Source organism: Allomuricauda sp. CP2A (assembly GCF_001683915.1).
Taxonomy (GTDB): domain Bacteria; phylum Bacteroidota; class Bacteroidia; order Flavobacteriales; family Flavobacteriaceae; genus Flagellimonas.
This window is the reverse complement of record NZ_LXTT01000143.1, coordinates 37,120-49,626: the sequence shown is the minus strand read 5'-3', so window position 1 is coordinate 49,626 and position 12,507 is coordinate 37,120. Positions and strand designations below refer to the sequence as shown.

13 protein-coding genes are annotated in these 12,507 nt (G+C 44.1%); 9 read left to right on the top strand and 4 right to left on the bottom strand.

What is annotated here, in order from left to right:
- Positions 1-7: 7 nt before the first annotated feature.
- Positions 8-2,212 (bottom strand): xanthine dehydrogenase family protein molybdopterin-binding subunit, encoded by a 2,205-nt coding sequence (locus A7D14_RS17260; protein WP_067037398.1) that lies wholly within the window; start codon positions 2,210-2,212, stop codon positions 8-10.
- Between the two features lie 23 nt (positions 2,213-2,235).
- Positions 2,236-2,691: a (2Fe-2S)-binding protein gene (locus A7D14_RS17255; RefSeq protein ID WP_067037396.1), complete on the bottom strand. Its 456-nt coding sequence runs from the start codon at positions 2,689-2,691 to the stop codon at positions 2,236-2,238.
- A gap of 204 nt (positions 2,692-2,895) precedes the next feature.
- Here A7D14_RS17255 and A7D14_RS17250 point away from each other — a divergent pair, with 204 nt between their 5' ends.
- From A7D14_RS17250 to A7D14_RS17210, 9 genes are all read left to right on the top strand, one after another.
- Complete coding sequence (locus A7D14_RS17250; RefSeq protein ID WP_067037394.1) at positions 2,896-3,747, top strand: bifunctional helix-turn-helix domain-containing protein/methylated-DNA--[protein]-cysteine S-methyltransferase; 852 nt, start codon at positions 2,896-2,898, stop codon at positions 3,745-3,747.
- Positions 3,748-3,759: 12 nt separating this feature from the next.
- Positions 3,760-4,473 (top strand): 2OG-Fe(II) oxygenase, encoded by a 714-nt coding sequence (locus tag A7D14_RS17245; RefSeq protein ID WP_067037447.1) that lies wholly within the window; start codon positions 3,760-3,762, stop codon positions 4,471-4,473.
- A gap of 1 nt (position 4,474) precedes the next feature.
- A complete protein-coding gene (locus A7D14_RS17240; protein WP_067037392.1) occupies positions 4,475-4,723 on the top strand; it encodes an Ada metal-binding domain-containing protein in 249 nt (82 codons plus the stop codon).
- The gene (locus A7D14_RS17235; protein WP_067037390.1) at positions 4,707-5,318 is read left to right on the top strand and encodes an alpha-ketoglutarate-dependent dioxygenase AlkB family protein; all 612 of its coding nucleotides are present in this window, start codon (positions 4,707-4,709) and stop codon (positions 5,316-5,318) included. The genes A7D14_RS17240 and A7D14_RS17235 overlap by 17 nt, the downstream gene beginning before the upstream one ends.
- A gap of 226 nt (positions 5,319-5,544) precedes the next feature.
- Complete coding sequence (locus A7D14_RS17230; protein ID WP_218058549.1) at positions 5,545-6,558, top strand: transporter; 1,014 nt, start codon at positions 5,545-5,547, stop codon at positions 6,556-6,558.
- Complete coding sequence (locus tag A7D14_RS17225) at positions 6,548-8,089, top strand: phosphatase PAP2 family protein (RefSeq protein WP_067037387.1); 1,542 nt, start codon at positions 6,548-6,550, stop codon at positions 8,087-8,089. Before A7D14_RS17230 ends, A7D14_RS17225 begins: the two co-directional genes overlap by 11 nt.
- Positions 8,090-8,210: 121 nt before the next feature.
- A complete protein-coding gene (locus A7D14_RS17220; RefSeq protein ID WP_067037385.1) occupies positions 8,211-8,546 on the top strand; it encodes a YtxH domain-containing protein in 336 nt (111 codons plus the stop codon).
- Positions 8,547-8,903 (top strand): hypothetical protein, encoded by a 357-nt coding sequence (locus A7D14_RS17215; RefSeq protein WP_067037383.1) that lies wholly within the window; start codon positions 8,547-8,549, stop codon positions 8,901-8,903. It abuts the gene before it with no gap.
- Entirely contained in the window at positions 8,896-9,102 is a 207-nt protein-coding gene (locus A7D14_RS17210; protein ID WP_067037381.1) for a hypothetical protein, read from the top strand. The genes A7D14_RS17215 and A7D14_RS17210 overlap by 8 nt, the downstream gene beginning before the upstream one ends.
- Before the next feature lie 19 nt (positions 9,103-9,121).
- Here the strand turns inward: A7D14_RS17210 and A7D14_RS17205 are convergent, their stop codons facing one another.
- Together A7D14_RS17205 and A7D14_RS17200 are read right to left on the bottom strand one after the other, a co-directional pair.
- Positions 9,122-11,527, bottom strand: coding sequence for a hybrid sensor histidine kinase/response regulator (locus tag A7D14_RS17205; protein ID WP_067037379.1), 2,406 nt, complete (start codon positions 11,525-11,527; stop codon positions 9,122-9,124).
- Positions 11,528-11,840: 313 nt separating this feature from the next.
- The gene (locus A7D14_RS17200; protein ID WP_067037377.1) at positions 11,841-12,467 is read right to left on the bottom strand and encodes a hypothetical protein; all 627 of its coding nucleotides are present in this window, start codon (positions 12,465-12,467) and stop codon (positions 11,841-11,843) included.
- Between the last annotated feature and the right edge of the window lie 40 nt (positions 12,468-12,507).

The following is a 12,507-nucleotide window of genomic DNA, read 5'->3' as shown; positions in this document are numbered from 1 at the left end:
CCCTTCTTTATCCTACCAATGGGGGCTTGTCATTGATCAAAGGCTGATTGTAATGACGTCTTCCCGTTGCCTTGTACATTGCATTGGACAAAGCTCCCACAATTGGTGGCAATGACGGTTCGCCCAAACCTGTCGGGTCAATGCCGTTGTCCACAAAAAAGGTTTCTATTTCCTTGGGCGCCTCCATATTTCGAATTAGGCGGTATGTATCAAAATTGGATTGTTCCGGTACTCCATCCTTGAAGGTCAACGCGCTATAGGTAGCATGACCGATACCATCCACAATTCCACCTTCAATTTGGTTTTTTGCACTCAATGGGTTGATCACGATTCCACAATCCACGGCACACCAAACTTTGTCCACGTTGGGCGTATTGCCGTTCATGGTCAAGTCCAGCACTTGGGCCACATAGGAATTGTGGCAATAGTAGGCCGAGACACCTCTGGATTTTCCGTTGTCTCCATTGGTCCAATTGGATTTCTCTTTCACCAATTTCAACACACCCGCGTAGCGTTCTGGGTCATAATCATTTTGTTCGGGATCGCCAACAGGGTTTGATATGGCCCGATCAAACAACTCCAAACGGAATTCAATGGGATCCTTACCGGCGGCTTCTGCCACCTCATCCATAAAGGCCTGCTCCGCACCAGCAATGAAATTGGAACGGGGAGCGCGCCAAGCCCCAGTGGTCACATTGGTCTGTAAACTGTGTTTTTCTGCCAAGTAATTGTCCACGGCACCTGCAGGGAAACGGTTTTCAAAAACGAGGTCGTCATTGGTTCCTGCTCCACGAACATGCCATGCAATCAAATTGCCGTTTTCATCCAGACCGGCCTTATATTTTACCTTGTAGGAGGGTCTATAGGTTCCCTGGGTCATATCATCCTCTCGGGTATACACCAATTTAATGGGAGCACCCATCTTTTGGGAAATCATCGCGGCTTCCACCGCAAAAGTTCCATACAAACGACGGCCAAAGCCTCCCCCCATTCGGGTCATCATTATATCTATTTTCTCTTTGGGCATGCCCAAGACCGAAGCTAAGGTCATTTCCAAGAACTCTGGGGTCTGGACAGGGCCCAATAACTCCGCCTTTTCTGAAGTTACGTGTGCAAAAAAGTTCATGGGCTCCATGGTATTGTGCGCCAAAAAGGGTGCACTATAGGTACTTTCCACAATTTTCGCAGCCTTTTTGAATGCGGCGTCCACATCTCCATCTTTACGGGCAGCTTCTTTCGGGGCCGTGTTGACCAATTCGGTCAATGTTTCATCATGGTATGCACTGCTTTCCAATTTGGAATCTTCTTCCCACTGTACCTGCAAAGCCTTTTTGGCTTGCATGCACTCCCACGTACTATTCCCGACAACAACGGCCAACTCTGCAATGGCTCCACCATCAGACCATTGTTTTTCCGCATCTTCAGGATAGACCACGATGGGGAATACATCTTTGATTCCCGGCATGGATTTTACGGATTCGGCATCCATATCCTTCAATTTCATACCAAAGGCAGGCGGGTGCACGATCATGGCGATGAGCATTCCCTCGCGTTGAACGTCCAAGCCAAACAGTGGTTTTCCCGTCACAATTTTTTCACCGTCCACATTCTTGCGGTCGGTACCGATGATTTTAAAATCTTTTTGTTCCTTGAGTTCGACTTCTTCGGGCACTTCAATTCCGGCTGCCGCAGAGGCCATTTCTCCATATCCGGCAGATTTGCCACTCGCTTCATGGGTCAGCATTCCTTCGGAAGTAATAATTTCACCCACAGGAACCTGCCATGCTTGGGCAGCGGCCTCCTTCAACATTTGTCGGGCTGTGGCCCCGGCCATACGGAGACCTTCCCAGCCTTGGCGAATGGATTGGCTTCCTCCTGCCAATTGACGTGTGAATATATCGGTGTTCAACGGAGCTTGTTCCACGATGACATCTTTCCAAGCCACATCCAACTCCTCGGCCACGATCATGGGCATGGCTGTTTTTACGTTTTGTCCTATTTCTGGGTTGGGCGACATGATGGTCACCAAACCGTTGTCCCCTATTTTCAAAAACCCATTGAGTTCAAACCACTCTTTGGGCATACTGTTGACTTGCTCCGGGGTCATCTTACAGGAAGCCAACCAACTGAATCCGAGAACGAGCCCACCTCCGGCCAAACCTGTATTTCGTATGAAAGCACGTCGTCCTATTTTTGTCTTTACAAGCGTCATTGTTGTATGTTTTTAAAGGATGGTTATGATTGTGATGCTGTTTTAACAGCTTTCCTTATTCTTAGATATGTTCCGCAACGGCAGATGTTACCGTTCATGGCGGTCTCTATTTCCTCATCCGTAGGGTTTGGATTCTGTTCCAAAAGTGCGGAGGCCGTCATGATCTGCCCTGCTTGGCAATAGCCACACTGGGGCACATCCACTTCCAACCACGCTTTCTGTACGGGATGATCGCCATTTTCCGAAAGTCCCTCAATTGTTGTGATTTTCTTATCGCCGATACTGGATACCGGCAAAGCGCACGATCTTGTGGCCGTACCATCCAGATGAATGGTACAGGCACCGCATTGTGCAATACCACAACCGTATTTTGTCCCTACTAATTTTAAATGATCTCGCAAAACCCAAAGTATGGGCGTGGAAGGATCTGCATCCACTTCTTGCGTTTTTCCGTTGATGTTGAGTGTAAATGTTGCCATATTGTCTAAAATTCCATTGAATTTATGGCTTTTTTAGTAAAGACCCATTCCAAATTAGGGCATCTTGAAAAAAATTAACATTATGTTCTTAAATTCTTCATAAATGCTACAACTTGCACCTTACTTTAAAAGAAAGATGAGCAAGATTCGGGTTTCATTGCCTTGATGGACCACATACTTTTGTTATCAAATAATTTGTAAGCCATGACAGCACAAGCCACATACAATTACAACAGGATAGCAAAGGCCATTGAATTCATTGCCACAAACTTTAAAGAGCAACCTTCCTTAAATGAGATTGCCGAATCGGTTCATTTGAGTCCGTACCATTTTCAACGCCTGTTCACGGATTGGGCGGGGGTAAGTCCTAAAAAGTTTATGCAGTACATCAGCATTGAATATGCCAAACAATTGCTGAAGGAAAGACAGGCCACTTTGTTCGATACCGCCCAGGAAATGGGTTTTTCAGGGACAAGCCGGCTTCATGATCTTTTCATCACCATAGAGGGAATGACCCCGGGGGAATATAAAAATGGCGGCGGGAACCTTAAAATCAACTACAGTTTTGCCGAAAGTCCCTTTGGCAACTTGATCGTGGCCTCCACCCCAAAAGGAATCTGCCACATGTCTTTTATTGATGATGAACAGAAGGGATTGGAAGATTTAAAACTCCGTTTTCCCAATGCGCAGTACCATCAACTATTGGACAAAAACCAACAGGATGGATTGTTTATTTTTCAGCACGATTGGGCCAAATTGGATCAAATAAAATTGCACCTGAGCGGCACACCCTTTCAACTGAAAGTCTGGGAAACCCTCCTCAAAATACCCCAAGGAAGTTTGACCACCTACGGCTCCATTGCCCAAAAAATTGATAGCCCAAAAGCATCCAGGGCAGTGGGTACGGCCATTGGGAACAACCCTGTTGCCTTTTTGATTCCCTGTCACAGGGTGATTCAATCCTCTGGTAAACTAGGCGGGTACATGTGGGGCAATACTCGGAAGAATGCCATTATTGGATGGGAAGCCGCACAAATGGATTCGGGGCAATACTAAATTATGGAAAAGATGGAAGAAACCTCATCCCAATTGAAACCTTTGAGTTGGTCTTTGGTTCACGAGGACCTACATGAAAAAGGATATGCGACTGTTCCCGGTTTTCTAAGCCCATCGGAATGTGAGGAGTTGATACAGCTTTATCAAAAACCCAATGGGTATAGAAAAACGGTGGTCATGGAGCGCTACCGATTTGGTCTGGGTGAATACAAGTATTTTGATTATCCGCTTCCGGAGAAAATTCAAACGCTGCGAACTGAGCTTTACCCGCATTTGGTTCCTGTGGCCAATCTTTGGATGAAGGCCTTGAAAATTGATACGGTTTTCCCCGAGACACATCAAAAATTATTGGAACAGTGCAAAGAGAAAGGTCAGCTGAAACCCACTCCACTGATACTCAAATACGGCGAAGGCGGATTCAATACCTTGCACCAAGACCTCTATGGAGACATCTACTTTCCCATGCAAGCTTTGCTTGTGTTGAGCGAGCCAGAGGTGGACTTTTCCGGAGGCGAGTTTGTGATGACCCAACAAATCCCAAGGGCACAATCCAAAGCCATTGTGCTAAAACCCAAACAGGGCGATTTAGTGTTCTTTACCACCAATTTTAGGCCTATGAAAGGAAAAAAAGGGTACTACCGTGTGAACATGAAGCATGGGGTAAGTGAGGTTACCCATGGAAATCGATATGCGATGGGCATTATTTTCCACGACGCGGTCAGCTGATATGGAGCAGCATTCATTGATTAGTGATTTAGCAGTCAAAAAGGGAATCAAAAAAGGAAGAATCCTCTTCGCTGGAAATAAAAATCTAAAGATTTATGGTACCTTGAAATGTGCTTCGGGCAAACGCATGAAACGTGAAAACCGTGTATTTTTCGGTTCGGAAGAAGAAGCACTTTCAATGGGATACAGACCCTGCGGGCATTGCATGAAGACGACTTATCAAAAATGGAAAAATGGATTTGTTCAGTAGCCAAATAGACTCTAACAAAAACTGGTTGCCTTGTGATGGCATTGTCAATTACCATGGCCCAATTTTGGATTATGACGAAGCGAATGCGTATTATGACAACTTATTGAATACCATCGCTTGGAAAAATGATGTGGCCATAATTTATGGAAAGCGGATTGAAACCAAACGAAAGGTGGCCTGGTACGGAGACCGCCCTTTTGAATACACCTACTCCAATACCACCAAAGAGGCCTTGCCGTGGACCAAAGATTTATTGGAGTTGAAACGATTGGTGGAAAAACAAAGTGGGGAAACCTATAATTCGTGTTTGCTCAACCTGTACCATTCTGGGGAAGAAGGCATGGCATGGCACAGTGATGCCGAAAAAGACCTCAAAAAAGATGGTGCCATCGGTTCGCTGAGTTTTGGGGCCGAGCGACGATTTTCCTTTAAACACAAAAAGACCAAAGAAAAAGTAAACCTACTTTTGGAACATGGCAGTCTGTTGGTCATGAAGGGTACCACGCAAACCCATTGGTTACATCGACTCCCTCCTACCAAAGTCGTACATAAACCACGGGTAAACCTCACTTTTAGAACCATAGAATCCTTTTAAGAAAAGTGATACAACACTTTATTATTAATGCATTAAGCATAGACCAACCCATTTTAGCCTTTTCTTAGCTTCATTATCCTTTGCCTAGTTTTTCTTAGTCTTTCCTTAATCCACTTGTTTTAGGCATACATCTATTTTAGCCCGCATCTTTGGCATTGCAGAAGCAAATCTCTCAATGCAATGAAAAATCAATCTATTAAAAACCAATTTCAATCAAACTTTAAACATGATTCAAACGAAGAATGTCTGCAAACCTATACGCAGGCACAAAATTGGCTTCTTCGGGACTTGTACGTTTCTACTTCAAGTCCTATTGTATGTTGCTCCAACAGCATCCCTTGAAGCACAGACACCCAGCGACGCCCTTATGATGCCATCCAAGAACATCTGTGTCTTGTTTGCCTATGACATGGGTTCTTTTGACCGATATTGGGAGGGTGATTATTTAAGGTCCAACGAGACCATCGCAACCGTTGACCGCAATACGGTGCTTCCCATGGCCGCCATTGGCATTTTGGATGACCTCAATTTTTATATTGCGCTGCCCTTTATAAGAACCGAATCATCGGAGCCCAATGGAGGAAAGTTTACGGGGGCCCGTGGTTTTCAGGACCTGGGCTTGGCCGTTAAATATCGAGCCATTCAAGAAACTGTGGTCAATGGGGAACTTACAGCCTTTGCCACTGCCAGTTTCTCCACCCCTTTCACCAATTATCTTTCAGATTACATGCCCTATAGCATAGGTTCTGGTGCTCCTGAATTCGCCCTGCGGGCCATTAGTCAATATCAATGGAATAACGGATTTTATATTCGAGGTTCCATTGCCCATTTGTGGCGCGGCTATACCGAAGCGGAACGCGATTATTATTATGCTGATGGCAGTTATTACACGGCATGGATGGACGTGCCCAATGCATGGACCTATGATGGCGTAGTAGGAAAATGGCTGTTCGATTATTCCCTGAAACTTGAGTTCAGCTATACAGGATTGGCCTCAACCAGCGGAGATGATATCAGGGCCTACAATGCGGCTCAACCCACAAACAGGGTGAAATTTGACCGAATTGGCTTTTCCGCCCAGTACTATTTTAAATCATTGAAAGGTTTGGGCGTTGTGGCTTACCATAATAGAATTATTGACGGACGCAACATGGCCAAGCTAAGCAACACCGGTTTTGGTGTCACCTATCAGTTCAACCCATTCAAGAAATCAATCCAAGTAGAAGAAAATGAACAATAAAATATATACACTGTTATTGGCCATGGGGCTTACCATTTTAGCTTCATGTGAAAAAGATACACCAAGGTACCTTCCTTATGAGGGGTATGCCTTCACCGAACTTGATGAGAACGGAGGGGATTGGACCCCGGTTTTATTGGATGCCGGGGATGCCATTGACATCAATGCTCCAGACGCTACAGATTCCCAAGCGTATCAAGATGAGCTTGATGCTGCAAAAACGGCCATGCTGGGCATGACATCCGAACAAAGGAATGCCGTAAAATATTGGACCAATAATCCCACTGTGCGTTGGAACGAGATCGCACTGGAACTCATTGCCAAATACAACCTAATTCCAGGTCCCAATGCAGATGGCACCTACACCTTGCCCAATCCTGCAAATCCGGAAGGCCCACCGGCATTTCCATTTGCGCATCCACCGTATGCATGCAGGGCGTTGGCGTATATGTCAGTGGCCCAGTTTGATGGCCTTATCAGTGCTTGGCATTACAAGTACCAATACAATAGGGCTGCCCCTTATCAAGTGGATGAAAGCATCAAGTATGCCTATGAAGAAAATGACATTCCTTCCTATCCTTCGGATGGGGCAGTAATTGCAAGAGCTTCGCGCAATATCTTAACCGCCATGTTTCCATTGGAAGCAGAATATCTACAAAATTTAGAAGAGGAACATTTGGAAAGCCTTATACTCTCCGGCGGAAATGTACAGAGTGACATTACAGCAGGGGTCACCATCGGTGATGCCGTATCGGCCATGGGGCTCTCCCGTGCCAGCAACGACGGAATGAAGAATGCACAAACTCCCAAAGCAGTTTCCGATTCCATCAAACAAGCTGCCCTTGATCGATTTGGTTGGGCTTGGGACAACCTTGAAATTCCTGAACGTCCAGTAGGGTTAACTCCGTTCTTCAGTAAAGTGACCATGTGGAGCATAGACGATGTGGAGAGTGTTCGGCCTATCCCGCCGCCCGCATTGGATTCCCAGGAATTCTTGGATGATGTGGAGGTATTGAAGGATCATGCCCGCAACATGACCGATGAAAAACGAAGGATTGCCAACTTTTGGCAAGACGGCTTGGGTACCTATACCCCGCCCGGACATTGGAACCGAATCGCCAATGAATTTATTGTGGAATATCGTCTCAACCCATTGCAAACTGCCCGAACCTTGGCCTATATGAACATGGCCATCATGGATGGTGGTATCAGCTGTTGGGATGCCAAATATTACTACCACTATCCAAGGCCCATTCAACTCATTGAAGGATTTGAAACTATAGCTGGGACCCCAAATTTCCCAAGCTATACTTCAGGGCACAGTGTGTTTTCCGCTGCGGCATCCGAAGTACTGGCCTATATTTTCCCAGAGGAGGCATCAACAGTAAGGGCATGGGCCGAGGAAGCCGCAGTATCACGTGTTTATGGTGGAATCCATTGGAGTTTTGATGCTACCGTAGGTACAGATCAAGGTAGAGAGGTTGCCCAATATACCATTGACCGAGCAAGGGCAGATGGAGCAGACAATTAATGTAGTGCTGTACAAAATCAGTAAACCCTAAAATTGGATTGAGTCAATCATTAATTGCATTGCACTAATACATCGCTCAGAAAGCTCATAGTTTTGTTATGAATCAATAAAACAATACAACATGAGCGATAGTAGTAATACAATTTTAGGAATACTGGCCGGTACGGCCATAGGAGCAACCTTAGGGATATTGTTCGCTCCGGATAAAGGAACGGCAACACGCAAAAAATTGGTGGAACAATCCAATAGCTTGGTAGATGATGTTACGCAAAGTACCACACAATTGAAAAACCAAGTCGTGGATAAATTTAGTTCCAAGACCAGTTCTTTAGAGGACGAAGTGGAATCCTTGGTCACCTCCGCAAGCTATAAGGCAGATGATGTAATCTCAACATTGGAAGCTAAGCTAAAGGAGCTCAAGGCCAAAAACAAGAAACTTCAAACCGCCTCTAAATAGATGAGTTCCCTAAAAAAAATAGGCTCAGTTACAGCTGAATCCATAGATAACTCCCAGGAATACCTGAAACATTCTTGGGAGTATTACAAGTTAAAGCTGTTCATGCACACCGCCGAGCTCAGCATCGGTAGCGTGAAACTGGTTTTTTTCTCGATTTTGGGAATGATGGCATTGGGACTCTTCTCCATTGCCCTGGCCATTTATCTGGGAGATGTGCTGGAAAATTTGGCACTGGGCTATGTGCTCACGGGTGCATTGTATATCCTGTTGATGTTCGTTGCCTATGCCCTATTTAGAAAGAAAATTGAAAAAAGAATCATCAAGAAACTCTCAAAAACCATTTTAAGGGATGAATAAGACCGATTTTGCATCCATGAAGGAAATAAAACAAGAGTTGAAAATCTTACGGCTCAAGAAAGACATCAACTTGGAGGCACTTAAATCCAATAAGAACACATTTGAGGGCTTTTTGCAACCCTTGACCGTTGCCAACCGAATTCTTGGCCCTTTGAAGGGCTTTGTATTCGCCTATCTTCTTAAAAGATTGTTCCGTTAAATAAGGATGACGTCCATTCTTAAGCCACTTTGACAGCTTTGGGAAGATTCTTATTGATTTTTGAAAACAGCAATTCGCCGTTAACAGGCTTTGTAATAAGATCATTCGCCCCCAACCTAAAGATTTCTTTCCGTGTTTTGCTGGTGTTATCGGCAGTAAGCACAAGTATTGGTATATCGGGAGAACAATTGGCTCTTCCGCCCCGAATCATGGAAGTGGCCTCAAAACCGTCCATTTCTGGCATTTGAAGATCCATCAATACTAGGTCAAAAATTTCTTTTTCCATAATTTCCAGTGCCTCCTTTCCATGATTGGCAATGGTTAAACTCACATTTTCCCATTTTTTGAACAACAACTTCACCACGGTTTGGTTCATTTTGTTGTCCTCGACCAAAAGAATGCGACTTGGCTCCAAACCATCCCCTATCATTTGGGAGGACTGCACATTCTCGGTGAGTTCCGTATTATTTTCCTCCACTTCAAACCCAAGGCTCAACATACAAGTTGTTCCCTGTTGGGGATTGTTTTTGATATCGATGGTGCCACTTTGCAGGTCCACATACGTTTTAACAATATAGAGTCCCAATCCCAAACCACTGAATTCCCGCTTGTCCATAAAGGATTTTTTGGTGAAAGACTCATAAATAGTGCTCATTTTCTCCTTGGAAATCCCAATGCCCGTATCCTTTATCTCAAATTCAAGATTAACACGATCATCACCTTTTCGTTTGGAATGGATTTTAACCTCTACACACCCTTGGTTGGTGAATTTGATGGCATTGTCCAACAAATGGTTCAAAATCTGGACTAATTTTCCCTTGTCCCCAACAATTCTGGTGGGCAATGCATCAGGAAGCACAAAATTGAAAGTCAAGTTTTTGGCTTCAGCTTTTGCCTGTTGCACCTTTTTGACCTTTTCCAAGGTTGATGGAAGATCAAAAGAGACTTCTTTTAATTCTTGATTGCCTTTTTCAATGACGGTAAAGTCAAGAATATCCTCAATATAGCCCAATAGGTTCTTTGACGAACTCAAGATAAGCTTGCATTTCTCTTCCAAATCCACCTCTTCCTTATTTTGCTGTAGCGAAGTGGCCACTCCCATAATCAGATTCAATGGTGTTCGGAGTTCATGGCTGATATTGGACAGAAAAGATGATTTTATCTCGTTCATATCCTCTGCCCGTTGAAGGGCGAGCAACTGATTTTTCTCATTTTCCATCCGCAGATTCCGGATTCTATTGCTCATGGAGATGGACAGGAAGATAATCTCCAATCCAATACCAAATTTTGCCCCATTATTGGTGAAAAATGAATTTTCAATGGTATTGAAGTTATTAAGGATAAAGACCACAAATCCAAAAACCAAAAAAGAAATACCAATAACAAAATAAGGGTCCACTTTCACTTTTTTGCTCTTGACCACTGCAATGGAAGCAATCATGTGTACCAAGACCAGAATACCAATTGCGTTGGCCAGTGGGTAACAATACTCCAACAAAGGTGGTACGGCAACCAACAAAAATGTCCCAAAGGCAATACCTATGCCCAGAGCTTTACTGGAGGCATGCAAAAATGTACTGTGCTCCCTTAAATTCAGGAATTTATCCCCGTACTTTCCAAAGAAGAAAAGCGAAATGAAGGCTGTGAGCAATACCGCCCTGTCTGAAAGCCAACCAGCTTGCGGGGTAAAGTACTGGTGAAAAAAACCGTCCAACGAAAACTGCATCAGGGCAATGAAAAGCACATAAAGCCCATAGTAGATAAAGGCACTGTCCTTCAGCGCAAAAAAGAAAAAGAGATAGATGATACAGGCCAAGATCAAGATGCCGTAAAAGAATCCATAAAAAACCTGTTCCTTATAGGTCAAATTAAAGAATTGATCTTTTTGATACAGTTTTAAGGGCAACATCACCACTTCCCCGTCGCTTTTCATATGAATGAATGCCTCCACTTTTTCATTTGGCTTCATCTGTATATCAAAAATGGACTTTCTATGCTGCACCGTCTTTTGGGCAAATGGAATCTTATCACCGCTATGCTGTTGTTTCACTTTTCCATCATCACTGACCAAATACAGATCAACAATATCCGTGATGGGTCTTGCGGTTTCCAGATAGTAGTGAACAGACTCAGAAGTTGGGTTTTCCAAGGAGAATGTCAACCAATAATTGTCGCTGGAGAAACCCACATTTTCCTCAACACTTGAAAGTGGAACAAACGATAGGTTTGGATTATTTTGGATTTCCTCAAAATCATAGTTGTTCTGACCCGCCAATAGGACAGATGCTCGGGAGCGGATGGAAATCGAGTTGGAAACACTATGGTCTTGTTGCGCTTGGGCATGTACTGCAGCTGAAGACAACAATACAACAGCTTGCAAAAAAATACCCACTGCCAAATTTAACAGCGTAGTTGCGTGGTGCATAAAGTAGGCTTTGTCAATACCACCCTTTGGGAAAGTGGAATTGTGTTTACTTTAACCCAAATGGTTCTCATTTGAGTTATGACTTAAAGATGGCAAAACCCTTAGAAAAGGGCAATATCTGGGGATGTTTGGCAATTTAACTCGATGTACTGTAGTTCCATGCCCTTATTTATCTTATAAAATAAGGCTTAATCCATCATATACCATGAGCTTCCCGTTGCACCTACTTGGCAGGCTTCATTAAAAAAGCAGGCTAACCGTTGCTATGGAATAGCGACGCTTGCCTGCCAAGTTTTTTTAGATCTCCCTACAACTAGGACTTACATTGCGACAATACCTGTTTGGCCCTGTCTTCTCCCCAATTGGGATAAAATGGTGTCTCTTTGGGTTCAGTGGTGGCAAAAAGTTCAATAGCTCTTTCCACATCTTTGCAGTACGGTGTGGTATCCTTGCCAAAGTATTGGGCCGAGCCCATATCCCATTCTGCTCTGGAAAATATCACACGGGGATTATTGGGTGCTAGTTCAATGGCCTCGTTGTACAGTTTTGTATTCTTCCCCGATAATGTCATGCCGTAGGTTGCTCCATCAAAAGCAATCCAAGCTGTGTTCATCATGGCCTCCACTATCAATATCTCGGGGTTTTTGGGTGATATGTTTTTGGCCACATCGATAAATTCTTTGGCCTTGTTCAATTGTTGGGACAGTTTTGTTTCATCCTTCACGCCAAAAGAAGCTGTGGTATTTACGAGGGCCACATAATAATAGGGCAACCAATTGTCCGGTTCGGCCATGGCAATGCGCTCAAAAAGATTGGAAGCTTCCGTTATCTTTTGTTCCCCCCAAAGTTGCATGCCTTTGGACATGCCTTGGATATATTTATCTTGTGCGGAAGTTGTAAATGATACGGCGATAAAAATTATGGCTACAAGTTTTTTCATTTTTTTGGATTTTGTGTTGTTTTATGAATGATTTAATGTG

Coding starts and splice junctions, on each gene's coding strand:
- A7D14_RS17240 (WP_067037392.1), top strand. CDS start 4,475: ATGGAGCAGCATTCATTGATTAGTGATTTAGCAGTCAAAAAGGGAATC.
- A7D14_RS17215 (WP_067037383.1), top strand. CDS start 8,547: ATGAGTTCCCTAAAAAAAATAGGCTCAGTTACAGCTGAATCCATAGAT.
- A7D14_RS17200 (WP_067037377.1), bottom strand. CDS start 12,467: ATGAAAAAACTTGTAGCCATAATTTTTATCGCCGTATCATTTACAACT.
- A7D14_RS17205 (WP_067037379.1), bottom strand. CDS start 11,527: ATGCACCACGCAACTACGCTGTTAAATTTGGCAGTGGGTATTTTTTTG.
- A7D14_RS17250 (WP_067037394.1), top strand. CDS start 2,896: ATGACAGCACAAGCCACATACAATTACAACAGGATAGCAAAGGCCATT.
- A7D14_RS17230 (WP_218058549.1), top strand. CDS start 5,545: ATGATTCAAACGAAGAATGTCTGCAAACCTATACGCAGGCACAAAATT.
- A7D14_RS17255 (WP_067037396.1), bottom strand. CDS start 2,691: ATGGCAACATTTACACTCAACATCAACGGAAAAACGCAAGAAGTGGAT.
- A7D14_RS17245 (WP_067037447.1), top strand. CDS start 3,760: ATGGAAGAAACCTCATCCCAATTGAAACCTTTGAGTTGGTCTTTGGTT.
- A7D14_RS17235 (WP_067037390.1), top strand. CDS start 4,707: ATGGATTTGTTCAGTAGCCAAATAGACTCTAACAAAAACTGGTTGCCT.
- A7D14_RS17260 (WP_067037398.1), bottom strand. CDS start 2,212: ATGACGCTTGTAAAGACAAAAATAGGACGACGTGCTTTCATACGAAAT.
- A7D14_RS17210 (WP_067037381.1), top strand. CDS start 8,896: ATGAATAAGACCGATTTTGCATCCATGAAGGAAATAAAACAAGAGTTG.
- A7D14_RS17225 (WP_067037387.1), top strand. CDS start 6,548: ATGAACAATAAAATATATACACTGTTATTGGCCATGGGGCTTACCATT.
- A7D14_RS17220 (WP_067037385.1), top strand. CDS start 8,211: ATGAGCGATAGTAGTAATACAATTTTAGGAATACTGGCCGGTACGGCC.